We start from the raw sequence: 25,595 nt of genomic DNA, 5'->3' as shown, positions 1-25,595 counted from the left end.
AAATCTTCGAAAGCGTTACAGTGCCTGCACTGTGTTGCACGTGTACCGTTTATCGGCGAGGCCATGGCCACGCTTAGCAGTGGTGACTCTTTGCACTCAGTCGCAGCCTGGGCAGTTCCAGCGCTGTCAAAAATCTTTGTTCAGGGAGCAATCCATGTCTACTCGCCAAACCGGTACCGTCAAGTGGTTCAACGATGAAAAAGGCTTCGGTTTCATCACTCCGCAGAGCGGCCCGGACGTTTTCGTACACTACCGTGCCATTCAGAGCACTGGCTTCAAGAGCCTGAAGGAAGGTCAAGCCGTTTCCTTCCTGGTCGTGCAAGGCCAGAAGGGCCTGCAGGCTGATGAGGTTCAGGTAGTTTAACTACCCCGACTTCTCGAAAAAGCCCCGCTGCAAAGCTGGGCTTTTTTTATGCCTGCACGACAGACATCAGGATGATATATGCTTCGTAAACTAGGACTCGTTCTGCTTCTGACCCTATCAGGATGTGCGGTGTTTCCAGGCGATCAGGTCGCCCCTACACCAGCGCCCATCGCTTCGCCGTCTTTCGCCCGTCCTGGATTACACGTGGAATTCAATTTCTACCGTGGCGAACCCGGCGATGGGGATGCCCGATCCATTCCAGTAGCGCGTGAAGGTCTGGAACCGGCCCTCATCCAGGCATTGCAGGCCTCGGAGCTCTTCAGTCATTACAGCCTGGCGCCTGATCGTGCCGAGCCTGGTGATTACGTGCTCAAGTTGAAGCTATACAACCACAGCGCCATGGCAGCTTCTGTTGCCAGCGGCATGCTTACCGGCGCAACGCTATTTATTGTCCCCGGCGTGGCCAAGGACAACTTTACCCTGACAGGCGAGTTATTCGACCCTAGCCTGCACCCAGTTGCCCGGCACCGTAACGATGATTCCATCAAGACCTGGATGGGTATCTGGTTTCTTCCCTTCATGGGACATACAACCGGCGAAGCGATTACCGATACCTTTACCCGGCAGGTCAACGAGCAGCTAAAGACCTTGATAGCTGAGCAGCCAACGTTTCAGACACTGCAATGACCGTTGGCCGAAAACATTGAACGGGTCTGTATAAGTTCAGTCACACCTTATGAGCCATTCATAACCACGCAATGCGAGGTGAGCCATGACTGAACAAACGCGAAATGCCGAAAACGAAAAAAGAGATCAAGCAGAAAAGCCACGCCGCACAGAACATGCCCAGGTGGATTCGGAGCGTAACCCGCCCTCTCCCAACAGCCCTGATCGCATGAAAGACGGCACGGGTTATAACTAAGAAAGGGCGCGTATGCGCCCTTCTTCATTCAAGCCCTATTTTCAGCACTTCCCCCTTCTGACGAATCCGTTAATACGTACAGATAACCATCAGGTCCCTGGCGAACGTCCCGGATACGTGCCCCTTTTTCTTCCAGCAAACGCTCCTCATGGACAACCTTGTTGCCCTCCAGCTGCAGCCGGATCAGATTCTCTTGAGCAAGAGCGCCAATGAAGAGGCTGTTTTTCCAGGCGGGAAACTGATCGGCTGAGTAGAAGGCCATGCCGCTGACGCCCGGCGACTTCTCCCATACATACAATGGCTGCTCTGTCCCTGGTACGTCCTTGCCCTTTGCTTCCGGAATGGGTGTATAGGAGTAGTTGATCCCGTGGGTAGCCACAGGCCAACCATAATTTTTACCTGCCAGCGGAATATTGACCTCATCTCCTCCACGAGGCCCATGCTCATTCGTCCAGACCTGTCCGGTCCAGGGATTCAGGGCCGCGCCCTGCTGGTTGCGATGCCCATAGGACCAGATCTCCGGGCGAGCACCTGACTGGTCTACAAAGGGGTTATCGTTCGGAACGGTGCCATCGGCCTTGATGCGAACAAGCTTGCCCTGGAGCTTATCGAGCGCCTGCGCCGTGATACGGTGATTGTTCTCACCCAGCGCAATGAATAGATAGCCCTGCTGATCAAACACCAGCCGTGAGCCAAAATGCGCACCGGTGGAGAGTTTGGGCTCTTGCCTGAAAATCACGGTAAAGCCTTCCACACGGGTCATGTCAGCAGAGAGCGTGCCTCGCCCAACCGCCGTACCAGCCTTGTCATCCTCGCCTCCCCCTTCGGAGTAACTGAGATAAATAAGACGATCTTCAGCAAAAGAAGGAGATAAAGCCACGTCCATCAAGCCGCCCTGGCTGCGATTGTAGACATCCGGCAAGCCTGCAATAGGGTTAGATACAGAGCCGTCGCTCTTGAGTACACGTAGGCGCCCGGGCCGCTCGGTTACCAGCATTCCCTTTTGATCAGGCAAAAAAGCCAGCCCCCACGGATGGTCCAAGCCTTTCTTAATGACCGTAACGCTCACCTTGCCTTTCTCACTTGGATAGGTAGCGACCTGTCCCTGAGCAATGACTACATTACTTAACAGCAACGCGCCCGCTGCCAACGCCCACTTAAACATAGTGTTCCCCCTTTTTAACCGGAAAACTGACTGTAGCGCTTTACTTCGGCTAAAAAGGCCCACTCACATAGACAGTTACAATAAGCGAACGCTTACAGGCGTAGTCCGTTTCGGCACCTTTTAACAGGAATGGTATTACCCTATAGCAGATCAGTGCTGTGAAAGCAGTGTTAGCGATTCAGGTTGCAGGGGTTAATCAGGGAAGAGGAGCCGTGATCAGCATCGACTCCTGCATTGGACGTTGCCGTTACCGACTTGACTATACGGGCTACGGCAAAGACAAGCGTTCAATGCATAGAATTTAAGTAGGGGTTAGCGACGACGTGCGCGACGACGCTGCTCTTCTGCCAAACGCTCCCGCTCGCGGCTGCGCACAGGAATAGGCTGAAGACGCGGCTGATCAGCCAGGCCCAGCGCCTCGATCAATTTGGACGCCAGCTCTTGAATACGTTCTTTCATCACCGATCTCCTGAGATCTACTACCTGTAATACAGAGACTACGTGTCTGCCGGAAAATTGCCTGAATAACGCACTCAACAGATTATCGGCAGGCTTACCTTAATATTGAGTCAATTTTGCCCTATTCAATTCCAGAACTATTGCCCCAGCCGTAACACTATATTTCGCTTAACCCAAACGGCCTGTGCGCTACGTTGCAAACAGACAAGCATGCAACCAGAGCGTGTTTCTGAAGGACTAAACAGTAGTGCTCTGGAAGAGGCAGTATTCATGCGTGTTCCGCTTTCACCCTGGCTGGTCATCTTTACTATCGCTCTGAGTATCGGGGCGTGTACCCGCGTCGGTTTTGCCTATAAGCACCTCAATACGCTTATACCGTGGTCGATGAATGACTACCTCGACATGAACTCCGAGCAGCGTCGTTGGTTTGACGAACGGTTGGCGGACCATCTGCGTTGGCACTGTAGCCACGAGCTTCCTCGCTATCTGGAGTGGATGGATGGCATCAAGACTATGGTGCGTAACCAGCAGGTATCCCCAGTAACGATCAGGGCTCGCATGGATGAACTCAAACAGGCCGTCGATACCCTGGCGGTTGAAATCACACCGACCAGTACCGATCTGTTAAAACAGCTGACCGATCAGCAGGTCGCAGAGCTGAAGGAAGAGCTGGACCGTGACATCAAGGACCGTCGTAAAAAGTACCTCGACCCTTCTCGCGGCGAACAGATTCGAGATCGGGCCGCTCGTATGGAGGAACGCATCAGCTTCTGGACAGGCTCGCTCAATCCGGCTCAGAAAGACCGAATCATGCAATGGTCGGTGCAACTTGGTGATCAAAATCAGGCCTGGGTCGGCAATCGGATTCAGTGGCAGCGAGAACTGCTTGAGGCCTTGCAACATCGCGGCGAGCCAGATTTCCCACAGCGCGTCAAACAGCTGCTGCAGGATCGGGAAAGCCTGTGGACGCCTGCTTACCGGGAAAGCTTTTCGAAAACCCAGGAGGCAGCGATTTCGCTTATTGACGACGTGTACAAAACCACGGATGAAACACAGCGTAATCAGATCGTCAGTCGATTAACGGATATACAGAAAGACCTTGAACCTCAACGGTGCGATAGAACGAAAAATTAGCACGATCAGCGGAACTGTTGAGTAATTACCTGAGGTCTTATTCCTAAGTTTGTAATATTGGTCAAAATTTAACCGACGAATGACCTTTTCCAATTCGGCTAGATCGATATTATTCCCCTGAGCCTGTTTTACGTGCCTGAGTGCCTGGCTCCTCCTGTCATAACAAGAACGTAGCGTGTTCCACGTGGCGGACTTTTTTGAATATTAACTACCTGCTCAACCACGGATGAATGTTGACGTCAGGCATTGCTTTGGCCTCTGGCTGTTTGCCTGCTAGTGCAGGCTGCTGAGCAATCGCCGCTCCTGTTAAACCTAGGGGAGTGAAACCCATGCCAAACCCTTCATGGCTTGTTTTTATTGTGGCGGCTCTTGCCTCCGGTACTGCTACAGCCCAGACGCTCTTGCAGCGTGACCTGGGCGGCTTCGATATGACACTGGGAACGACCCAGACGCGCACTATGGCCCAGGGGCTCGTCAAGCCTTCTAACGGCGCAGTAAATGGCGGTCTGGATTTCACCCATGACACTGGCTTGTACTTTGGCCAGTGGACGGCGAACAGCGGATCCTCCGCAGATAACCTATCCATTGAAATGGATACTTATGCGGGCTACAAGCATCGCTTTGCCAGCAGCGGATACGGTTATGAATTCGGCCTGATCAATTACGATCACGTCACGCAGGACGTAGAACCCAGCCGGGAAATCTACTCCGGTATTAGCATCTTCGGTAGCCGCTTTGGCGCGGCGTTCGCCAATGATCCCGACCGTAGCAACACATCTCTTTACGCGGACCTGGGTACTACTCCGATTCTCGGAATGGGCCTTTCCATGCGTTATGGAAATTACATGCTGAACTCGCCGGTGACGCTGGCAAGTGGCGACATGGTTCGCTCGTATAATGATTGGTCGGTAAATCTGACCCGCAAATGGGCTGATACTCAGTTCAACTTTTCTTACACCGGAACCAGTCTTCAGGGACAGGATTGCTCATCCTATTCAGGACACAACGCCTACTGCGATACCGCTTTATTGCTAAAGGCGTCGCACCCTCTGTTTTAAGTCACCCAGCGGTCATAGGACCGCTGGATGCAATAGGTTAAAGGCTGGTTTTGAAAACACTACTCAATTGATGGAACTGCTCTGAGAGGCTTTTCAAACGCTGGCTTTCATGCTCAAGCCCTTCCGCTTCTAAAGCATTCTTTTCGGTGATTGTCCGTACAGAGTAGAGGTGTTTACTTACCTCGCCAGTGACTTCAACCTGATGACAGGAGGTAGCTGCTACTTGCGCATTGATATCGTTAATGGCACGGATGTCATCGGAGATCAATTGCAAGGACTGAGCGCTCTTGTGCACATCGCTAGCGCAGCGAACCGCGCGCTCTCGGCTTTCCTGCATGGCTTCTACTGCACTTTTGCTTCCCATCTGCAATGAGCCAATGATGTTTTCGATCTCTGAGGTCGAGGCCGCTGTCTTCTGCGCCAATGCCCTCACCTCATCTGCCACCACCGCAAACCCTCGACCCTGATCTCCAGCCCGGGCCGCCTCGATGGCTGCGTTAAGCGCCAGAAGGTTAGTTTGCTCGGCAATCGCTTTGATGACTTCCAGCACTTTTCCGATCTGTTGAGAGTGAGCGGCCAAAGCACGCATTTCCTCATCGGTTCCCTCAAGATGCTCAGCCAGAAGGCTGAATTCCTTTTGCATGGCATTCAGATCGGTACTGCCTTTATAAGCACGCTTAGTCGCCTGACCGGCTACTTGAGCAGCCTGCTGAGCCTGTTCAGCAGCTACCCCGATTGTGGCTCCCATCTGATCAATAGCAGATGAAACCTTAGTAATTTGCTCATGCTGTATGCGTGAGCCCTCACGCATGTGAGAAGTGGCTTTAGCCATACCCTCACCGGCAACAGAGAGCCCTTGGCTGTTAGAAACGACACTTCCAACAGTGTGGTCGAGCGAGTCAAGAAATCCGTTGAACCGGTCTGTCAGTTCATTTTTCAGTGAAATGCGATAGCTCAGATCGACCGCCTGACCATGACGTGTCAGATAGTTTACTGCCAGTAACAAGGATTCACTGACAACCGCCTGCTTACGGGTATGAAGCGACAGATAGATAAGAATGGCGCTTTCCAACACCACATAAAACGCATGCAGGAAAATAACGCCCCATGTTTCGCTACGATGGATGACATGCAGATCCCATCCTGACGCTTGGATTGCATAAAATCCAACATGATGAACAGCGATAACGCCCGCCGCTATGAGAATAGGTAACCAGTCCCGGTAATACACCAGAAACGCCAACAGTACAAAGACGCCGAAGTGCATTTCTTCCATGCCTCGCAAGAGGTGGATCTGCAATGCAGCAAAACCCATGAATACAACGGCTATGGTGCAACGCATCAGGCGTGAGCCGGGTACAACGCTATAAAGCACTGTGGGCAAAGCAGCCAGTGCTCCACCGACAAGCAGGGCCTGCGTAAGACTTCCTTCCCAGTAGGTCAGGCAGAGCGAATAGACGAACATGACCCAAACCACAGCCAACATCAACTTATCGGCCTTGCGGTAGTAGGTAGTTAGGGAGTAAACGGACTCGGACACAGGCATGCCCTCTACCAAGAAATAATTGTTTAATGGGTCGACACAGTCGTGTCGTAGGAGGTATCGACCTGCTGCCTGAATTTATTGAGTAAGCGCCTGATTAAACTTATCTAATCACGACAAATGGCAAAGTAATGAGCACACTATTCATAAACGCTGCTTACGCCTGTCTGTGCAAGGTAGGCGTCACCTCGAATCAGCAGTAGCCGGGCCTTTTGTTCTTCCTCTGGCTCTAAGGCGATCAACGCCTTGAACTTACCGGCCACCCAGGCCGCAATCGGTACGCCATTTCTGAACAGCAGCCGATTCCCCATGACCGCAGGAACCTTGGCTCCAGGTAGCAGTGTACCGGCAAGATTGAGTGGGTCTACGGCGGCAATACGCACATAGCATTCAGTTGCGGCACGTGTTCGCACGGCGCGTAGTAGCGCAACAGCTTCCGGCAAGGCGAACTGCTCACCGGAAAGACCCGCTATGAAACGCCCGCCGCGTATGTCTCCTCCCGCTTCGAGACGGTGATAGATGCGCAGCAGTTCGCGCCAGGGCGGCAAGGCGTCTGCCTCCCGTGCCAGCAGGTGCCAGCTGATGACGCCATATCGCCTCAGCAACACCCAGGCAATGTGCTCCATGACGTCATCACCCCAGCGTGGGGGTTTGGATACCTGCTGCTCGGCTTCTGCTGCAGGCCGCCGAATCAATGCCCAGCGGCCTGCATCGTCCATCCCGCCATACAGAGGCACCCTGCCCCGACGACTCGTGGTACGGCTGCCTCGCTTGGCGGCTGGCAGTAATAACGCCCTCAATCCGGCAAAGCTGTCTGCGTTGACCATCCCTGTATTGACCAACTCGCCCAGGGCATTTTCCAGCTCTGTTCGCAACAAACGAGCTTCACTCATCAGTTCGTCAAAAAACAGCGCGCCGCGACGGGACAGGGCATCCATGACCTTTTGTGCCTTAGGTGAAAGCTCCGGCTCGGCCGAATGAGCAGACAGCGCATTCCAGACAGCCAAGTCGCGTCTGGGCAATAAAACAATGGGAGAAGCTCGTACAGGTCCGCCAGCAGCTTTGCTTACGGGATCCAGGCGCATCCACACCATACGCCCGCTACGACACAGATCATCCAGCCAATGAAAGCCATAATCCGGCAGGCGCGCAGGTAATATCTCACTTTCCCAGCCTGCAGCAGCCACCTGATACCCTTCCAGCTGGGTCAGTACCGCTGACAAGGCTTCGATCCCTCTGGCCTGGGTCTCAGGTGTGACGTGCTGCCAGTCAAACAGGAACTGCATGAAATCCGTACAACTCACCGGCTCAATCTCACGACGTAGCCGGTTGACGGTATAGCGGTGAATGCGAGCCAGCAGATGACGCTCACACCATTCCTCTTCAGCAGCGACAGGCGTGAAACGCCCCCGCAAAACATAACCTTCCCGCTCCAGTGCAGCGAGTGCCACCATGAGCTCTGAGATTGAAAGCCCCGTGTGCTGGCTCAGCATTTTTAACGTCAGCGGACCGAAGCCTGTCAGCCGGGCACGTATGAGTTCTACCAGCGCCTCTTCCCGAGTGCATATCTCATCAAGTTCGACAGGCAGTGAGCCATCAGGATCACGTGTCATTTCCGGATAAACCAGTTCCAAAAGGCGTACACGCTCAACCGGGGCCCAAAAGACCTGATGCGGCGTAACAACACGGCATACCCGCCCTGCCTTGAGTAACCTGGCCAGAAACGGTTTCCAGCTGTTTTGCGCAGACATCTCTTTTTCAGTCATGCACACCAGTCCTGTGAGCGCTTCGTGCAGCTCATCGGCATCACGTGCCTGCGGCCAGGCCTGCTCCCGCACTGAGTCAATCGCCTCGGCATCGAGCGCACCCAGGTCATCGCCAGTCGCGGAATCCAACCAACGCCGATTCATCACAGCCAGCGTTCTGCGCTCCTCTAAAGGAGCATCGTCCAGAAAGGCATAGGGACGTGCGGTAAGAATTTCGGCTGCAAGGGGTGACGGTGCAGGCAGATCGCAAACCTTTGTCGCGACCGTACCCGCCTCGATATTCCCGAGCAGCTCCAGCCAGGCGCGGCTATTCATGGATACCTGTAGGCAGTCATGCAGGGTCTGCTTGACCAGCGGATGCTCGGGAACCTCACGCTCGCCAACAATGTTTTCCAGACAAGCCACCTGATCGGGAAAAACGGTTGCCAGCAGATCATCGCTGCGCATCCGCTGGACCTGAGTCGCGACCTTCCGACCTGCCGTGAACCGCGGCAAGGCCAACGCGGTGGTGGCATTCCAGCGCCAGCGAATGCCAAAAAGCGGTGCCTCAAGCAGCGCCTGTATAAGAATGTGCTCCGCACTTGTTGAATGCAGGTAACGCCACACCTCTTCCAGCGGAAAACTATGGCTCGTAGAGAGCGAAAGGATCAGGGCATCTTCTGTCGCCGCCGCTTGCAGCTCCACATTGAAACGGCGGCAGAATCGCTTGCGCAGCGCCAGTCCCCAGGCTCGGTTGACACGGCTTCCATAAATCGAATGGATGACAAGCTGCATGCCGCCTGCCTCATCGAAAAACCGTTCCATTACCAGCGTCTGCCGGGTCGGTAACGCACCCAGCATCTGTCGAGCACGTCCCAGATAATCGACGATCTGCTCAGCCGCCGCCGCTGGAAGCTCTTTTTCCACTTTCAGCCATTCGATGACCGACGCCGTATCGGATAAGCGTAGCTCCAGCTCATGACGCAAGCGCGAAACACCGTGTGAGAGCTCATCTGTTCTCCCAGGTGCTTCGCCGTGCCAGAATGGAATATTGGGCGGCTGACCCTGTGCATCCTCAACGCGGACACGTCCACTTTCGATCTTGAGAATTCGATAGGACGTATTGCCTAGCTGAAAGATATCGCCAACCAGGCTCTCGACCGCGAAGTCCTCATTGACCGTCCCGATCCCATGCCCCTGCGGCTCCAGCACGACAGAATAATCGCCGGTTTCAGGAATGGTCCCACCGCTCATGACCGCAGTCATCTTGCCACCACGACGACCGCGCAAGAGCCCGTTCACGGCGTCGCGGTGCACATAGGCGGTCCGAACACCTCGCCGATGGCTATAGCCTTCACACAGCATCGTCACTACCGCGTTGAAGTCAGTTCGTGACAGTGCCGCATAGGGCTCGGCACATCGGACCAGCGTAAACATGGCGTCCTCGTCCCACTCACGGCATGCGGTTTCCGCTACGACCTGTTGTGCCAGCACATCCAGCGGCTGCCTAGGAATAACCAACGTATCCATTTCGCCACGTCGGATGCAATCAAGCAGCGCTGCACATTCGATCAGATCATCCCGAGACGTTGGGAACAGTCGCCCTTTCGGAATCCCTTCAACATGGTGACCCGAGCGGCCTACACGCTGAAGAAAAGCGGCAATGGAGCGAGGTGACCCGATCTGGCAGACCAGATCAACCTCACCAATATCGATGCCCAATTCCAGCGATGCGGTTGCTACAAGCACCTTGAGTTCGCCACGCTTGAGGCGCTGTTCGGCATCGAGGCGCTGCTCCTTGGCCAGACTGCCATGGTGGGCGGCCACTGCCCGACTGCCGAGCCGGTCCGTCAGATGCCTGGCCATGCGCTCGGCCATACGGCGCGTATTGACGAAAATCAGCGTCGTTCGATGGGCCTCAGCCTGCTCGGCCAGACGATCATAAAGCCCTTCCCACGCTTCATTGGACATCACAGGCTGCAGCGGAGCGGGCGGTACTTCAAGAGCAAGATCCCGAACACGATCATGGCCGATATCAACGACCGCACAAGGTCTTTCCTGCCCTGCTCTATCGCACCCCACCAGAAAGCGCGCGACGGCGCCGATGGGCTTTTGTGTAGCAGACAATCCAATACGCACCAATGGCCGCTCGCATAAGGCCTCTAGGCGCGCGAGAGAAAGACTCAAATGACTACCCCGCTTTCCGTCGGCGATGGCATGAATCTCATCCACAATGACGCTGCGCACCGTCCGTAGCAGTACGCGTCCAGAATCAGAGCCCAGCAGTACATAAAGCGACTCTGGCGTCGTCACCAGGATGTGTGGCGGCCGTTTACGCATGGCATTACGCTCGCGCTGCGGTGTATCGCCTGTTCTGACGGCTGTTCGGATCGCTACAGGCGGCAAACCACACTGTTCAAGCTCAGCCGTGATACCTGCGAGCGGCTTTTCCAGATTAATTCGAATATCGTTCGATAACGCCTTGAGCGGTGAAACGTAAACAACCCAGGTCTCATCCGGCAAGGCACCGTTGTGCTCAACACCCAGGCGTACCAGTTCATCGATTGCCGCCATGAAGGCTGTCAGGGTCTTGCCAGAGCCGGTAGGGGCTGCGACCAGCGTCGACTGTCCTGCCCTGATGGCAGGCCAGGCATGCTGCTGGGCTTGGGTTGGATAGGCGAAGGTACGCGAGAACCAGGATTGCACGGCAGGATGAAAACCTGCCAGAGCCTCTTGGAAGGAAGCGGGACGTAAAGGATAAGTCATGACCCCACTATGGGAGCGACTTCGACAACAGACAAGGCGGTATAAACGAAGCCGGACGAGTGGATTTCTCCACTTCGCCCGGCTTAGTAACAGACGATTGCATCAAGCCTTCTGACTCAATTGTCTGCCAGCGACAACGGTCGCGCGACTGACTCGAGTGATTTGCGTTCGGCTGCCACGCCCCAGATCGACTGTACTATCCCTGCTGCAATCATGAGGCTAGCGCCAATGGCGTAGCCATAGAAGACGTTGACTCGGCTACCACTCTCAATCAGCTGACCAAACAGGGTTGGGCCAATAATTCCACCAAGCCCCGTACCAAAGGCGTAGAACACTGCAATCGCCAAGGCGCGGATTTCCAACGGGAACGTTTCAGCAACGGTCAGATAAGCCGAGCTGGCTGCCGCCGATGCAAAGAAGAAGATAACCATCCAGGCAATCGTCTGAGTCGTTGCATCCAGCATACCCTGCTGGAACATATAGCCTGTGATGATGAGCAGGACACCCGAAATAGCGTAGGTAGAGCTGATCATGATCCGGCGGCCAACCACGTCGAACAGTCGCCCCAGGAGCAGTGGGCCACAGAAGTTACCGAGCGCAAATGGCAGTACATACCAGCCGACATTTTCTGAGGGTACATCGTAGAAGTCTGTCAGTACCAGCGCATAGGTAAAGAAGATTGCGTTGTAGAAAAAGGCCTGAGCTGTCAGTAGGGTCATGCCTACCAATGCGCGTTGGCGATGCACGACAAACAAGCTCTGGAAGACTTCCTTGAGTGGCGTATGGTCTCGACCGCGCATGCGCAAATGGAATTTGGGATCAACCGGCTCAAGCTTGTAGCCTTCGGCTTCGAAGCGTTTTTCGATGTTATCGACAATGCGCTTGGCCTCTTCCGGCTCATTATGAATCATGAGCCAGCGCGGGCTTTCGGGTATCCACATGCGCATGAATAGAATGATCAACCCGAGCGCTGCCCCAATGCCAAAGCACATTCTCCACCCCAGGTCGCCTGGAAGCAGTTCGGGGTCTAGAAATACAATGGAGCCCATGGCACCCAGGGCTGCACCCACCCAGAACGAGCCGTTGATCGTCAGGTCAACCCAGCCGCGATAACGCGCTGGCGTGAATTCCTGAATGGTGGAATTGATGGCCGTGTACTCGCCTCCAATGCCTGCGCCTGTCAGGAAGCGGAACAGCAGAAAGCTCCACAGGTTCCAGGAAAACGCCGTCAGAAACGTTGCACCTACATAGAGAAACAGTGTGATGAAAAAGAGCTTGCGACGCCCTAGCCGGTCCGTCAGCCAGCCAAAAAATAACGCACCCAGAACTGCACCGGCGATGTAAACGCCACCTGCCAATCCAACATCAGCATTGGTCAACTGAAGCGCGGGACTCGCCTTCAAGGCGCCGGCTACCGAACCCGCCAATGTTACTTCAAGACCATCGAGAATCCAGGTAATACCCAGAGCCATGACCAACAGGGTATGAAAGCGCCCCCAGGGCAGGCGGTCGAGCCGGGCCGGAAGGTTGGTTTCGTAAATGTGCTCGTGCAGTTTTTTGCCAGAAGGGGAATCCGTCTCTTGGACAGCGGAAACATCTGAGGCCGCCATATTTCTTGTCCTCACTATTTTTATAAAGGGGCCGCACAGCGATGCGACTGGCACTTTTGTACAGCTCGTCTACAAATTGAGAGCTAGGTCATACAAAAGTAGTTCAGCGAGGCGCTACGCAACTCGTCGAGAAACAGCGAGTCCGAGAAAAGCTTTTTTTTAAAAAAAGAACTATTGCGCTATCGGGATAGAGAAAATAACTAATGAAAACAATGATTCGCGGCACCTCTGCGGCTTTTTTAGCATGCATCTTTCCGCTCACAGGGCAGGCATTCGAATTTGATGGGTACGGACGTGTTGGTATAGGGGGTGCTGATGCAGGCGGTAAGCAGTCCTGCTTTCAGCTTCCGGGAGCACCTGCCAAATACCGCTTGGGTAACGAGTGCGAGACCTACTGGGAGCTAGAGGGTCACCAGGAACTGTACAAGGGCGCTGACGGGACGCTCTGGAAATTGCACGGCATGGCAAGCCTTTACAATGTCTATGACCAGTCACCCACGTTTAGCGGCGACAATGGCAATGTCCGCTTGCCGCAAATCTGGACCAGTCTGGCGTTGCCCGAACTGAACGGCGGTGGCCTCTGGTTCGGTCGCCGCTACTACAAGCGTCACGACATTCACATCAATGACTTCTACTACTGGAACCCAAGCGGCACAGGCGCAGGTATCGAGGACTATGGCCTGGGTGACACAGGACTACGCCTGAGCTATGCCTTCTCCCGAGAAGACAATATCGAACAGAAGCACAAGGCCAACCGACACGACATCAACCTGGGCGGCATCAAGGCCAACAAGGACGCCGAGATTGAAATTGGCCTGAGCTACATTCAGAAAGCCGGACATGTTGAAGACTCGCACAGCGGCTGGTCCATCTCGGCCGAACATAAGCAGGTTAATTTCTTTGGCGGCGAAAACCGGTTTACGGTTCAATACGGCGAAGGTCCCGGTATCGGGCTTGGCCAGACCGGTAACGTACAAGCCGACAAGGATGTAAAGAGCATAAGGGTCCTTGAATCGCCCCGCTGGCAGATTACCCCGCGTTTTGGCGGAATGCTGCTGGCGTTGGTACAGCGTGACCGCGCGCCTAACAACGCTGGCCAGACGTGGTACTCCTTTGGTGTCCGTCCGTCCTATGCATTCAGCGAGCATTTTAAGCTGTTGGTAGAAGCAGGCCATGATCAGATCGATCCTGAAGAAGGCGGCACACGCAAATTGACCAAGTTCACCGTGGCTCCCACCCTTGCGTTAGGCGGGATGGGCCTGATGGATCGTCCCGAAATCCGATTCTACTGGACTTATGCGCAGTGGAACCGTGCCGCTCAGCTAAGCGCAGCGCAAGACACTGCACTGTCTGATTCAGGGGCATTCGGCTCTCAGCGTCACGGTTCAAACTTTGGCGTGCAATTGGAAACCTGGTGGTAAAGCGGTAGCGTTATAGCCGTATTCTGGCATCAGCTCCGATACGGCTATAAGCCTTCGACCATCCAGAAGCAATCGATCTTAGCCGCCTCTATTCTAGAAAGAACTTTAAGTTTCTCTCCGGGTCCGTTCTACGAAGCCCACCTCCGGCATCTGTCGGAACGACCTGGAGATAACGTCATGAGCCATCTCGCCCGCGAGATGAACACTGTGGATGCCTTCGCTCTCGACACCCCTGGCTGCCTCATCGAACGCTTTACACAGGTTCGATCCGCTACTGAAAAGCTTTGTGCTCCCCTTCAGACCGAAGACTACCTGATTCAAAGCATGCCAGACGTCAGTCCGCCCAAATGGCATCTGGCCCACGTGACCTGGTTTTTCGAAGCGTTCATTCTCAAGCCCTTCCTGCCGGGCTACAAGACGCTGGATCCCGCTTACGATTACCTGTTCAACTCCTATTACGAAACCCATGGCACCCCATTCCCACGAGCCAAGCGCGGGCTGATCTCCCGTCCAACCGTTGCAGAGGTCTATGGCTTTCGCCAATGGGTCGATCAGGCCATGCTCGAACTGCTAAACCATCTGCCGGAACAGCATGCTGAAGAAATCGCCCGTCGGACAGAACTCGGGCTACACCATGAGCAGCAACATCAGGAGCTGCTGCTCATGGACATCAAGCATATCCTGGCCCAGAACCCTCTCCATCCGGTATATCGGCACGATCTCAAGCCAGCCATACACGCTGATTCCACTCCGCTGACATGGCATTCATATCCGGCTGGCGTACGCCACATAGGCCATAGCGGTGACGGTTTTGCCTTTGATTGCGAGACACCACGCCACCGCGTCTTTGTCGATGAGTTCCAGTTGGCGAATCGCCTGGTCACCAACGGTGAGTACATGGCCTTTATCGAAGATCAGGGCTATAGCCGCAGTGATCTCTGGCTGTCCGATGGCTTCAGCCAAGTGCGGCAGGCCGGCTGGCAAGCACCCCTCTACTGGGAGAACGTAGACGGCCGCTGGTACGCCATGGGCTTGGGCGGCCTGCAACCTGTCGATGAGCAGGCTCCCGTCTGTCACCTGAGCTTTTACGAGGCGGATGCATACGCCAGTTGGGCCGGCGCCCGCCTGCCAACCGAAGCCGAATGGGAAGTGGCCGCCGCCGGTCTTTCGCGTACAGGCAACTTTGTCGAGCAGGACCATCTTTCGCCTGTGGCCTGTAGGACTCACACGCCCGATCAACCCTGCCAGCTGTTTGGAGACGTTTGGGAATGGACCGGCAGCGCCTATCGCCCCTACCCCGGCTTCAAGCCGCTGGATGGCAGTCTGGGCGAGTACAACGGCAAATTCATGTCCGGGCAGATGGTCTTGCGGGGCGGCTGTTGCGCTACCCCTGCCGATCATATTCGCGCGACCTACCGTAACTTCTTCTACCCAGCCATGCGTTGGCAATTCGCCGGCCTTCGCCTTGCCAAGGAGATCTGATCATGGCTCTAGCGGTTCGCTTCTACGATCAACAACCGGACGTCGCCAGCGACTCCCTACGTGAAGATGTCCTGAATGGTTTGGCAGCCGAACCCAAGGCCATTCCGCCCAAGTACTTCTATGATCAGCGCGGCTCCGAACTGTTCGAAGCCATTACCGGTACGCCAGAGTACTACCCGACTCGTACTGAAGAGCGCATCCTGACCGAAGCGGCTGGCGATATCGCTGCTATTGCAGGCTCCGGCATGACGCTCATGGAACTGGGCAGTGGTGCCAGCCGCAAGATTCGGCTCCTGCTGGAAGCCCTGCGTCCTCAAAGCTACCTGGGTGTGGACATTTCCCGAGACTTTCTTTTGTCCAGCACGCACCGCCTGGCCGCCGACTATCCCTGGCTGGACGTAAGTGCGCTGTGCACGGATTTCACACAGCCGATGAAGCTTCCACAAACGCTGGGAAAAGCGCCCGTGCTGGCCTTTTTTCCCGGTTCGAGCATTGGCAACTTCACGCCGACCCAGGCATGTGCCTTTCTGCGCAACCTTCACCGATTACTACCACCGGGCAGCGGACTGTTGATCGGTGTGGATCTGGTCAAGAGCAAGGCCCGTCTGGAGGCGGCCTATAACGATGCTGAGGGTATTACCGCGGCGTTCAACCTCAATCTGCTGGAGCGTATCCGTCGCGAGATGGATACTGACCTTGATCCTTCGCGCTTCAGCCACTACGCCTTTTACAATGAACAGCAGTCTCGCATTGAAATGCATCTGGTCAGCCGCCGCGCCCAGACGATTCGTGTCGAAGACCAGCGCTTCATGTTTCGTCAGGGCGAAACGCTGCACACCGAAAACTCTTATAAATACAGTCTGAAAGGATTTGAAACCTTGAGCCGGGAAGCTGGCTTTTCCCCAATAGCCGTATGGAAAGATCCCGCGGCCCTCTTTAGCGTGCACTATCTGGGACGATAGCGCCCAAGCAGCGGTCAGCCGCGTCGTTAAGGGCTGACCGTTAGGGTACTCATGATGCCGATGCGCCACTCTGGCGCAGATGCCAAGGCTAAGCTATTCCTATAGTTGTACTAAACCGTTGCGATTACTAACTGTTTAGTGGAAATGAGCTGTAGAGCGCTCATGCGAAAGTATGGGTGTGTTATTTAGCAGACATGTCTGCAGGATTTAGCTTATGAGTAATGGCGCTGCCCTTCCGCCTAATGAAACAGAGCGCTTGGCTGCTTTGCGCAGTTCAAACTTGCTGGACAGCCCAGCTGACCCCGCATTTGACCACATAGCCGAAATTGCTACCGAACTCTTCGACGTGCCTATTGCCATCGTTTCGCTGGTGGATGAGCATCGACAATGGTTCAAGTCTATCCGCGGACTCGACGCGCAGGAAACGCCTCGGGATATCTCGTTTTGCTCTCATGCCATCCTGGATGAAAATATCATGCAGGTGCGTGATGCCCAGACCGATCCACGGTTCAAGGATAATCCACTGGTAACCGGTAACCCTGGCATACGCTTCTATGCCGGCATCCCGTTACGGACCCACGAAGGTCTGGCCTTAGGCACCTTATGCCTGATAGATACCAACCCACGGTCTGAACTCAGTGGTGCCCAGGTACGACTCCTCAGTAAATTGCGCGATATGCTGATGGAGCGCATCGAGACGCTGCGTTCACTCAGCTACGTAGACCCTATTACCCAGCTGCCTAACCGCAGCCGTCTGCTGGAAGATGCCGAATCGATGCTGCGCAGCTCCGAAGAGCTGCTGGCCGTCTCCATGGATGTGTTCGACCCGTTCTATCTCAATGGCCTGCTCAATGCGCTGGGCCAGGACCACTACGAAGGACTGCTCCAGTCCATCAAGGAGCGACTGCTTTCCCTGATGCCTTCGGGGATACGGCTGTACTCCATCGGTACGGCCCGCTTTGCATTTCTGGTCCACGGCATGACCGATCTGCAAGGCAAGGAAGTGCTTGATTGCATTGAGCGCGGCATGACAGGGCTTATCGACTACAACGGCATCCCGATTGAAACCCGTCCCGGTCTGGGGATTCTCAAGCTCAAGCCCGGCGATACCCGCGACTGGCTGAGGGCACTGATCTCGACAGCCGATATCGCCCGTGAGCGGCGAATGGGGAGCCGTTATTACGACTCGGACCACGACCTTGCCCAGCAACGGGCCTTTGCGTTGCTAAGCAGCCTGCCGGTTGCTCTGCATAGTGAGGGCCAACTCTCCCTGTTTTATCAGCCTCGTGTGGACCTCAAGTCGGGCACCTGCCGCTGCGTGGAAGCCTTGTTGCGTTGGGCTCATCCCAAGCTGGGCGCCATTGGGCCTACCGAATTCATAGCATTGGCTGAAAAAACGGCCCTGATTCGCTCCATCAGTTACTGGGTCATTGATGCCGTCTTGAGCCAGTATGCGCTCTGGAAGGCAGACGGTCATTGTTTCAATGTGTCGATCAACATTTCGTCCCACGACCTGGAGGATCCAGATTTTGCCGAGCGGGTAGCGGAAAAAATGGCCAAACATGGCGTACCGCCCTCCTGCGTGGAGTTCGAGGTGACGGAAAATTCGCTCATGTGCAATTTTGAGAACGCTCGCACCCAGTTGGATGCGCTTCGGCATCTAGGAGCCTCTATCTCAATCGATGACTTTGGAACGGGATACAACAACTTGATCTATCTCCGCCAGATACCAACGGATTACATCAAGATCGATCAGAGTTTCATTCGCTGCCTGCCAGGCGACGACAAGGACGCACTCATCGTTCGCACCATGGTGGAACTGGCACACGGCCTGGGATACGAAGTCACCGCGGAAGGCGTGGAAACACCCGAGATTCTGGACACCGTGCTGGCGCTAGGATGCGATGAAGGTCAGGGCTACCACATTGCCAAACCCATGGGTGCGCTTGAGCTTGAGCACTGGCTCAGGCGACCCGTAACGTCTCAGACCTCTGGCCAGGGCGGCTCGCCTTTCTCCTCGTCTTACGCAACGAACTAGCCTTGAGACGAAGTTGGCCCTGTAAAAACAGGGCCAACTCGTTTATTCCGCGTCCGTCTTCTTACGCCGCAGAGGCGCCATGCCATCCTGGCTGACCACCTTGGAAGCGCTGGGGCGCTTGGGCCGTGGCGACGTCTTGGCTTTCGTCACTGGCTTCTTGGTGTCGGTCTTTTTCTTCTTGGTGCTGGCAGCCTTGCCAGACGCCTTGAGCTTCTTCGGTCCTTGATAGGTGCCCTTAAGCGGTTGCACCACGCGCCGCTCGAAACGCAGTTTCAGGTAGCGTTCGATGCTGGACATCAGGTTCCAGTCGGTATGGCAGATCAACGAAATTGCCATGCCCGCCTCGCCGGCACGTCCGGTACGGCCAATACGGTGGACATACTCATCCCCGCTGCGCGGCATATCAAAGTTAATGACCAGATCCATGCCTTCCACATCCAGGCCACGGGCCGCTACATCCGTAGCAACCAGCACGGACACGGCGCCCTGCTTTAAGCGCTCCATCGCCAGCTTGCGGTCTTTCTGGTCCTTTTCGCCATGCAGAACGAAAACCTTGATGTTGCTGGCGGTCAACACGCCTCCCAGGCGGTCGGCCTGTACACGGGTATTGGTAAAGACAATGGCCTTGCGATAGGTCTCGTGGGCCAGCAACCATTGCAGCAGGCGCTCCTTGTGAGCCACGTCATCGGCAGTGATGATCTGCTGGGCGACCGCCTCGTTGAGTTCCCCGGTGCGATCAAGCATGAGCACTTCCGGCTCACGCAGGACATGTTCTATGACAGTACGCAGGGAGCTACCGCCGCTGGTAGCCGAGAACAGCAACGTTTGTCGGGACTCTGAAGTGCACGCGTCGGCCAGTTTAAGCACATCTTCAGAGAAGCCCATGTCAAGCATCCGGTCGGCTTCGTCCAGGACGAGAAAATCGACATCGTCCAACTCAAGGCTACCGCCATTCAGATGCTCGATCAGCCGTCCGGGCGTTCCGATAAGAATCTCGGGATTCTTGCGCATCGCCGCGGCCTGCTCCTTGAACCCCTCACCTCCGGTAATGAGTCCGGCCTTTAGAAACGTGAACTGGGCAAACCGCTCGACTTCCTTGAGCGTCTGCTGGGCCAGCTCGCGGGTAGGCAGCAATATCAACACCCGAGCACCCACTTGGGGTTTGGGCTCGGACAACAGACGATGCAAAATCGGCAGGACAAAGGCAGCCGTCTTGCCACTGCCGGTACGGGCAGTCACACGCAGGTCTCGCCCATCCAGTGCCGGGCCGATGGCGGCCTCCTGAACCGGCGTGGGCTTTTTGAATTTCAGCGTGTCCAGTGCCTTGAGCAGACGCTCGTGCAGGTCGAAATCGGAAAACAAGGACGCATACCTCAAAGAAAATCGTAGTTCTGCTGTATAGCCTACCGGTTACGCAACAAAATCGCTGCCTTATTTAGCGCAGCGGATGTTTCAGCTTCCCAATGGGTAGCTCATCGACGTGGCAGTAGACGGCTTGTAGATCAGCTGCCAGCTGACGCGCACGTCCAACGCGAACCGGAGCACGCTCGGTATCGATGACAAGGACAGACGCATCAAGACGAGGCAATGAGGTCCAGGCGCGTACACGGCCATCGGTCATCACAACGATACTTACCGGCTCATTGCCGAGACGACGTTGGTGTTGCTTTAGCCACTCATGTGCGTGCTTCAGGGATTCAAGCAAGGGAGTACCGCCCCCTGCACCCAGGTCTGCAAGCCAACCCGGAACCTGTTGACTGGCTCGACGAGCCTGGGCAAGCCAGTGCGGCTGTACACCTGTTGCCCCTAGCACCGCTACGCTTGCCCGCGCGCGGTAAGCCTGCTCGAGAAAACCCAGCAATACGCCCTTGGCTTGAACCAGGGCGCCATGACGTCGCATGGACGCCGAGGCATCGACAATGAACAACCAATGCTCTCGTGGCGACTGAGAGCGAGGCTGGCGTATCAGGTCAGCCTCACGTCGAGGAAGCCCCCTCAGTAAGGTGGGTACCCAGGCAACTGCCCCTGCCTCACCTGTGCGAGAAGCACCGTGCCGACCGCTACTGGCCTTCCCCGGTAAAGGTCGAGCATCCGCCACTTGGGTTACACGCGGGCGAATGCTCAGCGCTTTTTTGGCCAACCCTCACCTGAGCGCTTTTCTCCAATCGCCGTCGCCTGAGGCGGTAGCTCACCCCATTGCCCTTCACTCTTCGAATGGCTTGAAGAGGGTTCGGAGACGGGACGATCAGAAGATGGCGGTGGCGGTAACTCCGAAGGGGGTTGCTGTCGTCGGCGATGACGCAACGCGAACTCTTCCACCGCATCGATATCATCTTCAGTAATCTTTTCGTTACCGCGCCAAGCCGCATGGGCGCGTGCTGCCCTTAGCCATACCAGGTCCGCACGCATGCCATCCACTGCCGCTGCAAAACAGCGCTCGGCAATACGCGACAGCGACAGATCATCCAGTGCGACCCCTGCCAACCGGCTACGTGCAGCCTGGCAGCGCTTGACAAGGTCCGCCTGGCTTCCGGCCCAACTGGCAATAAAGCCGGGCGGATCAAGGTCGAACGCCAGCCGACGACGCATGATTTCGGCTCGCTCTGCTGGCGCAGGATGGGCATTCAGCGCCACATTGAAACCAAACCGATCCAGTAATTGGGGGCGTAACTCCCCCTCCTCGGGGTTCATGGTGCCAATCAGTACAAAGCGCGCCGGATGCCGATGGGAAATCCCGTCGCGCTCCACGGTGTTTACACCACTGGCGGCTACGTCCAACAACAGGTCAACCAGATGATCCGGCAGCAGATTGACCTCATCCACATACAACACTCCGCCATCCGCCTTGGCCAACACGCCAGGTGAAAATGCAGCGCGCTTTTCACCCAGGGCGGCGTTCAGGTCGAGTGTGCCGGTAATACGCTCTTCGCTGGCCCCCAATGGCAAGGTCACGAATGAACCACCCGGCATCAGGGCGGCCACGCCGCGTGCCAGGGTGGACTTCGCCATACCGCGCGGGCCTTCGATCAATACCCCACCGATACCCGGATCAATGGCATTGAGGCAAAGCGCCAACTTCAAGGAGTCAGCTCCTACAATGGCAGCCAAAGGAAATTGCGGAGTATCAGTCATAGAGGGCTCATTAATGGGCTGGTATTATGAGGAAACATCTACTTAGCTTTCCTCGCTGTCCATCAGAACGTTTTCCAGCGCTTCCCGATAATGCCCAGGCTCTTGCCAGAGCCCGCGCTGCTGGGCCTCCAGCAATCGCTCTGTCATTTCTCGCAAGGCATCAGGGTTGTGTTGCTGAATGAATTCACGGGTAGCCGGATCGAGTACATAGGCATCGGCCAACAGTGCATACTGATGGTCATCGATCAATGCTGTCGTGGCATCGAAGGCAAACAGATAATCCACCGTGGCCGCCAGCTCAAAAGCACCTTTATATCCATGCCGCTTCACGCCATCGATCCATTTGGGATTAGCAGCCCGGGAACGAATGACGCGGTTGAGCTCTTCCTTGAGTGTACGGATACGAGGCGACTCCGGCTGACTGTGGTCGCCGTGATAAGACGCTACTGCCTCGCCCTGCAATGTCTCTGCGGCGGCCAGCATGCCACCCTGGAATTGATAGTAGTCGTCCGAATCCAGCAGATCGTGCTCACGGTTATCCTGGTTATGCAAGACAGCCTGTAAATGGCCGAGCCGCTCGACGAAGCGCTCCCGTGCAGGCGTGCCTGGGTCATCTGCGCCATAGGCGTAGCCGCCCCAATTAAGGTATACCTCCGCCAGATCATCGCGAGATTGCCACTGACGCTCATCGATCGGGCCTTGCAGACCCGCCCCATAGGCGCCGGGCTTGGAACCAAATACCCGCCAGCCAGCTTGGCGCCGCGCCTCGTCAGTCGCCAACCCCTTCGCTTCGAGGACACGCTGCTCATCACGGACCCGGGCGGCCAATGGATTCATATCGTCCGGCTCGTCCAGCGCTGCCACCGCCTGCACCGCAGCATCAAATAGCCTAATCAGGTTGGCGAAGGCATCACGGAAAAAACCCGAAACCCGCAACGTGACGTCTACACGCGGCCGGTCCAGGATTGTCAAAGGCAGGATCTCGAAATCACTGACACGCTGGCTACCCGCTTGCCAGACGGGGCGCACGCCCAGCAATGCCATGGCCTGGGCGATATCGTCGCCACCTGTTCGCATGGTAGCGGTTCCCCAAACGGACAGCCCCAACTGCCGCAGGTAATCGCCATAATCCTGCAAATGACGCTCCAGCAAGAGATTGGCTGATTGCCAACCGATTCGCCATGCCGTTTGGGTTGGCAGATTACGAACGTCTACCGAATAGAAGTTGCGGCCCGTAGGCAACACATCCAGACGGCCTCGACTGGGTGCTCCGCTGGCGCCTGCCGGGACAAACCGTCCTGCCAATGCACTGATGATTCCTGCGATTTCCGCCGGACCGCAGGCGTCAAGAAGCGGTGCTATATGGCTTTTGAGCTGGGCCAGCACCAGCCCCGCATAAGGCCACTGCGCCTCATTCAACTCACCGCCCAGTGCCTGCTCAATCAGTCGACCGGCCAGTAATTCCAGGCGCTCACGCGTGTCACCGGCGATACGCCAAGGCTCCGTACTGACTGCCCGTAACGCTTCAGGGTACGGCCCAGGCCAGGGCTCTCCCAACGCAGCATCAAGGGGATCAATATTCAGGCTCAGGTCTTTAGCCAATGCCTGAAGCAGGCTGGCATTACCGCCCTGCCCGTTACCGCGGGGAATACGAACCAACGCCAGCAAGGTATCAAGCCGCAGGCGCTCCTGAGGAGACTCACCAAAGATATGGAGCCCGTCGCGGATTTGCGATTCCTTCAGCTCGCACAGGTAGGCGTCTACCTTGGGTAACCAGTCTTCGGGCGCTTCGGTATCCGAGAGTTTCAGCTCCTGGTCCAGGCTGGAGCGGCGTAACAGCTGTGCGATATCGCCTTGCAGCTCGCGGGCGCGACGCGGATCAAGCAGTTGCGCTTCATAGAACTCATCGGCAAGCCGCTCAAGATCGCGCAAAGGTCCATAGCTCTCGGCGCGCGTCAGCGGAGGCATCAGATGATCGATGATAACCGCCTGGGTACGACGCTTGGCCTGCGCCCCTTCGCCCGGATCATTGACAATGAAAGGATAAATGTTGGGCGTCGGGCCAAGCACGGCATCCGGCCAACAGGTTTCAGACAGACCAACACCCTTCCCTGGAAGCCACTCAAGGTTGCCATGCTTGCCGACATGCACCAGCACATGGGCGCGATAGACGTGCCTCAGCCAAAAATAGAACGCCAGATACCCATGCGGCGGTACAAGGTCCGGATCGTGGTAAACCGCACTGGGATCAAGGTGATAGCCCCGCGCCGGCTGGATACCTACAAACGTCAGTCCGAACCGCAGCCCGGCAACCATCATGCGGCCGCAGCGAAACATGGGGTCCTGCTCGGGATCGCCCCAGCGTTCCCGCACCGCGTCCTGGTTCACCTGCGGCAATTCGGCGAAAAAGCGCAGGTAGTCCTCCATCCCCAGGCTTTGATGGCACGGCCGTAAATCCAGGTTTCCCAGATCATTCGTCACGCCGCCCAATAGGGAATGGACCAAGGCCGTTCCGCTCTCGGGCAGGCCTTCGACCGGATATCCTTCGGTCTCCAGCGCTTTGAGAATATTGAGTGCAGCGGCAGGCGTATCCAGCCCTACACCATTACCAATCCGGCCGTCCCGGGTCGGGTAATTGGCCAGGATCAAGGCGGTACGCTTTTCACTATTTGGCAATCGAGCCAACATGATCCAGCGCCGAGCCAGTTCAGCCACAAACGCCATTCGCTCATGAACGGGCTGATAACACACCACATCGCTCTGGCTGCGCTCATCTCGCCAGGCCAGGCCCTTAAAACTGACGGGGCGCGTGATGATCCGCCCATCCAGTTCCGGTAAGGCAATGTGCATCGCCAGGTCGCGTGGACCAAGCCCTTGGGCGTTCTCCCGCCATCCCGGTTCGTTATCCTGGGCACAAATAGCCTGCAGTACCGGCACATCGCGACGAAACGGGCGGAGATGAGGGGAATCCGGGTTGGACTGGGCAAAACCTGTCGTATTGATGATCAGCTCGGTCTCTGTCGCCTCCAGCAGTGCCTCGACCTCAGCAAGGCACTCCGGCTCCTTGAGACTGGCTACGGCAACAGGTAACGGATTAATCCCTTGAGCTATCAATGCTTCGCAGAACGTATCGATGAACCCTGTATTGGCCGCTTGTAGATGACTGCGGTAGAACAACAGGGCTGCTACCGGCCCATCCTCCTGCCAACGCTGCTGCCACGAGCCCAGCGCCTTATCTTTATCACGCTCTGGCGCATACACCGCAACACGCGGTAGCGGCTGAGGCTCGACCCACATCGTCTCACGTCCAAACCATCGCTGGCCGATGAAGCGATACAGCATGCGGGCATTATCCATGCCGCCCTGTCGCAGGTACTGCCAGATCCGCTCGGCATCCTCAACGGAAGAGTTACCCAACGCCATTAGCTCAGGATCGGGTTTGTCATCTCCGGGTACAAGAATCAGCCTGGCACCTTGTGCGGCCAGCTGGGCCAATTGATCTACACCGTAGCGCCAGTACGCCGCCCCGCCCAGCAACGAGACAATGATGACCTTGGCATGCTGAAGCACCTCATCGACATACAGATCAACCGAGGCGTGATTCATCAGCTGCATGGGGTTGGCCAGGCGCAGGCTTGGAAAGTCCTCAGGCAGCCCGCGCGCCGCTTCGGCCAGCAGCGCTAGATGAGAATCGGCACTGCACAGGATCACCAGGTCGCCCGGGGTCTGTGCAAGATGAGCGATTCCGTCGTCGGGAGTAAAGCCGCCGGGCTGAGTCCTGAGGAGATGCATCG

The 25,595-nt window shown here is 56.1% G+C and carries 18 protein-coding genes; 9 read left to right on the top strand and 9 right to left on the bottom strand.

Annotation, left to right across the window (positions count from 1 at the left end; genetic code table 11):
- Nucleotides 1-154: 154 nt before the first annotated feature.
- The 3 genes from AC4LF3_RS08720 to AC4LF3_RS08710 all read left to right on the top strand — a co-directional run bounded on the left by AC4LF3_RS08720 (nt 155) and on the right by AC4LF3_RS08710 (nt 1,286).
- Nucleotides 155-364, top strand: coding sequence for a cold-shock protein (locus AC4LF3_RS08720; protein WP_010798072.1), 210 nt, complete (start codon nt 155-157; stop codon nt 362-364).
- Between the two features lie 78 nt (nt 365-442).
- The gene (locus AC4LF3_RS08715) at nt 443-1,051 is read left to right on the top strand and encodes a hypothetical protein (protein ID WP_491835103.1); all 609 of its coding nucleotides are present in this window, start codon (nt 443-445) and stop codon (nt 1,049-1,051) included.
- Between the two features lie 85 nt (nt 1,052-1,136).
- Complete coding sequence (locus tag AC4LF3_RS08710) at nt 1,137-1,286, top strand: hypothetical protein (protein WP_010798070.1); 150 nt, start codon at nt 1,137-1,139, stop codon at nt 1,284-1,286.
- A gap of 28 nt (nt 1,287-1,314) precedes the next feature.
- Here AC4LF3_RS08710 and AC4LF3_RS08705 read toward each other — a convergent pair whose 3' ends face one another.
- Complete coding sequence (locus tag AC4LF3_RS08705) at nt 1,315-2,451, bottom strand: PQQ-dependent sugar dehydrogenase (RefSeq protein ID WP_491835102.1); 1,137 nt, start codon at nt 2,449-2,451, stop codon at nt 1,315-1,317.
- Nucleotides 2,452-2,763: 312 nt separating this feature from the next.
- Nucleotides 2,764-2,910 carry a PA1414 family protein gene (locus AC4LF3_RS08700; RefSeq protein ID WP_010798068.1) on the bottom strand — a complete coding sequence of 49 codons (147 nt, stop codon included), beginning with the start codon at nt 2,908-2,910 and terminating at the stop codon, nt 2,764-2,766.
- A 210-nt stretch (nt 2,911-3,120) separates the two neighbouring features.
- Here AC4LF3_RS08700 and AC4LF3_RS08695 point away from each other — a divergent pair, with 210 nt between their 5' ends.
- Nucleotides 3,121-4,044: a DUF6279 family lipoprotein gene (locus AC4LF3_RS08695; RefSeq protein WP_491835101.1), complete on the top strand. Its 924-nt coding sequence runs from the start codon at nt 3,121-3,123 to the stop codon at nt 4,042-4,044.
- Between the two features lie 329 nt (nt 4,045-4,373).
- Nucleotides 4,374-5,102 carry a TorF family putative porin gene (locus AC4LF3_RS08690; protein ID WP_074825426.1) on the top strand — a complete coding sequence of 243 codons (729 nt, stop codon included), beginning with the start codon at nt 4,374-4,376 and terminating at the stop codon, nt 5,100-5,102.
- Nucleotides 5,103-5,139: 37 nt separating this feature from the next.
- Here the strand turns inward: AC4LF3_RS08690 and AC4LF3_RS08685 are convergent, their stop codons facing one another.
- The 3 genes from AC4LF3_RS08685 to AC4LF3_RS08675 all read right to left on the bottom strand — a co-directional run bounded on the left by AC4LF3_RS08685 (nt 5,140) and on the right by AC4LF3_RS08675 (nt 12,766).
- Nucleotides 5,140-5,745, bottom strand: a complete 606-nt coding sequence (locus AC4LF3_RS08685; protein ID WP_376738964.1) for a methyl-accepting chemotaxis protein — start codon at nt 5,743-5,745, stop codon at nt 5,140-5,142.
- A gap of 1,040 nt (nt 5,746-6,785) precedes the next feature.
- Complete coding sequence (locus AC4LF3_RS08680) at nt 6,786-11,156, bottom strand: DNA glycosylase AlkZ-like family protein (protein WP_491835100.1); 4,371 nt, start codon at nt 11,154-11,156, stop codon at nt 6,786-6,788.
- 116 nt (nt 11,157-11,272) lie between these two features.
- Nucleotides 11,273-12,766: an MFS transporter gene (locus AC4LF3_RS08675; protein ID WP_010798063.1), complete on the bottom strand. Its 1,494-nt coding sequence runs from the start codon at nt 12,764-12,766 to the stop codon at nt 11,273-11,275.
- 203 nt (nt 12,767-12,969) lie between these two features.
- Between AC4LF3_RS08675 and AC4LF3_RS08670 the strand changes: the two genes are divergently transcribed.
- The 4 genes from AC4LF3_RS08670 (at nt 12,970) to AC4LF3_RS08655 (ending at nt 18,669) form a co-directional block, all read left to right on the top strand.
- Nucleotides 12,970-14,187, top strand: coding sequence for a maltoporin (locus AC4LF3_RS08670; RefSeq protein ID WP_026003839.1), 1,218 nt, complete (start codon nt 12,970-12,972; stop codon nt 14,185-14,187).
- 198 nt (nt 14,188-14,385) lie between these two features.
- Nucleotides 14,386-15,669, top strand: a complete 1,284-nt coding sequence (egtB, locus tag AC4LF3_RS08665) for an ergothioneine biosynthesis protein EgtB (RefSeq protein WP_491836266.1) — start codon at nt 14,386-14,388, stop codon at nt 15,667-15,669.
- 2 nt (nt 15,670-15,671) lie between these two features.
- Nucleotides 15,672-16,631 (top strand): L-histidine N(alpha)-methyltransferase, encoded by a 960-nt coding sequence (gene egtD, locus AC4LF3_RS08660; protein WP_125887993.1) that lies wholly within the window; start codon nt 15,672-15,674, stop codon nt 16,629-16,631.
- 214 nt (nt 16,632-16,845) lie between these two features.
- On the top strand, nt 16,846-18,669 hold the full coding sequence (locus AC4LF3_RS08655) for a sensor domain-containing phosphodiesterase (RefSeq protein WP_491835099.1): 1,824 nt from the start codon (nt 16,846-16,848) through the stop codon (nt 18,667-18,669).
- 42 nt (nt 18,670-18,711) lie between these two features.
- On the opposite strand, the gene AC4LF3_RS08650 is transcribed toward AC4LF3_RS08655, so the two are convergent.
- From AC4LF3_RS08650 to cobN, 4 genes are all read right to left on the bottom strand, one after another.
- Nucleotides 18,712-20,031: a DEAD/DEAH box helicase gene (locus AC4LF3_RS08650; RefSeq protein ID WP_409438703.1), complete on the bottom strand. Its 1,320-nt coding sequence runs from the start codon at nt 20,029-20,031 to the stop codon at nt 18,712-18,714.
- A 73-nt stretch (nt 20,032-20,104) separates the two neighbouring features.
- Nucleotides 20,105-20,809 carry a VWA domain-containing protein gene (locus AC4LF3_RS08645; protein ID WP_219652023.1) on the bottom strand — a complete coding sequence of 235 codons (705 nt, stop codon included), beginning with the start codon at nt 20,807-20,809 and terminating at the stop codon, nt 20,105-20,107.
- Complete coding sequence (locus tag AC4LF3_RS08640) at nt 20,791-21,801, bottom strand: magnesium chelatase ATPase subunit I (RefSeq protein WP_312271077.1); 1,011 nt, start codon at nt 21,799-21,801, stop codon at nt 20,791-20,793. The genes AC4LF3_RS08645 and AC4LF3_RS08640 overlap by 19 nt, the downstream gene beginning before the upstream one ends.
- Nucleotides 21,802-21,843: 42 nt before the next feature.
- The gene (gene cobN, locus AC4LF3_RS08635) at nt 21,844-25,593 is read right to left on the bottom strand and encodes a cobaltochelatase subunit CobN (RefSeq protein ID WP_219652019.1); all 3,750 of its coding nucleotides are present in this window, start codon (nt 25,591-25,593) and stop codon (nt 21,844-21,846) included.
- Nucleotides 25,594-25,595 lie beyond the last annotated feature (2 nt).

The organism is Pseudomonas sp. C2.3V, assembly GCF_058536325.1.
Note: the sequence above shows the minus strand (reverse complement) of the source record. Positions and strands in the feature narration are given on the sequence as shown.

Excerpts from the sequence above, each read along its gene's own strand:
- AC4LF3_RS08700 (WP_010798068.1), bottom strand. The coding sequence starts at position 2,910 with ATGAAAGAACGTATTCAAGAGCTGGCGTCCAAATTGATCGAGGCGCTG.
- AC4LF3_RS08640 (WP_312271077.1), bottom strand. The coding sequence starts at position 21,801 with ATGACTGATACTCCGCAATTTCCTTTGGCTGCCATTGTAGGAGCTGAC.
- AC4LF3_RS08720 (WP_010798072.1), top strand. The coding sequence starts at position 155 with ATGTCTACTCGCCAAACCGGTACCGTCAAGTGGTTCAACGATGAAAAA.
- cobN (WP_219652019.1), bottom strand. The coding sequence starts at position 25,593 with ATGCATCTCCTCAGGACTCAGCCCGGCGGCTTTACTCCCGACGACGGA.
- AC4LF3_RS08695 (WP_491835101.1), top strand. The coding sequence starts at position 3,121 with ATGCAACCAGAGCGTGTTTCTGAAGGACTAAACAGTAGTGCTCTGGAA.
- AC4LF3_RS08715 (WP_491835103.1), top strand. The coding sequence starts at position 443 with ATGCTTCGTAAACTAGGACTCGTTCTGCTTCTGACCCTATCAGGATGT.
- egtD (WP_125887993.1), top strand. The coding sequence starts at position 15,672 with ATGGCTCTAGCGGTTCGCTTCTACGATCAACAACCGGACGTCGCCAGC.
- AC4LF3_RS08685 (WP_376738964.1), bottom strand. The coding sequence starts at position 5,745 with ATGCAAAAGGAATTCAGCCTTCTGGCTGAGCATCTTGAGGGAACCGAT.
- AC4LF3_RS08710 (WP_010798070.1), top strand. The coding sequence starts at position 1,137 with ATGACTGAACAAACGCGAAATGCCGAAAACGAAAAAAGAGATCAAGCA.
- AC4LF3_RS08655 (WP_491835099.1), top strand. The coding sequence starts at position 16,846 with ATGAGTAATGGCGCTGCCCTTCCGCCTAATGAAACAGAGCGCTTGGCT.
- AC4LF3_RS08705 (WP_491835102.1), bottom strand. The coding sequence starts at position 2,451 with ATGTTTAAGTGGGCGTTGGCAGCGGGCGCGTTGCTGTTAAGTAATGTA.
- AC4LF3_RS08680 (WP_491835100.1), bottom strand. The coding sequence starts at position 11,156 with ATGACTTATCCTTTACGTCCCGCTTCCTTCCAAGAGGCTCTGGCAGGT.
- egtB (WP_491836266.1), top strand. The coding sequence starts at position 14,386 with ATGAACACTGTGGATGCCTTCGCTCTCGACACCCCTGGCTGCCTCATC.
- AC4LF3_RS08690 (WP_074825426.1), top strand. The coding sequence starts at position 4,374 with ATGCCAAACCCTTCATGGCTTGTTTTTATTGTGGCGGCTCTTGCCTCC.
- AC4LF3_RS08670 (WP_026003839.1), top strand. The coding sequence starts at position 12,970 with ATGAAAACAATGATTCGCGGCACCTCTGCGGCTTTTTTAGCATGCATC.
- AC4LF3_RS08675 (WP_010798063.1), bottom strand. The coding sequence starts at position 12,766 with ATGGCGGCCTCAGATGTTTCCGCTGTCCAAGAGACGGATTCCCCTTCT.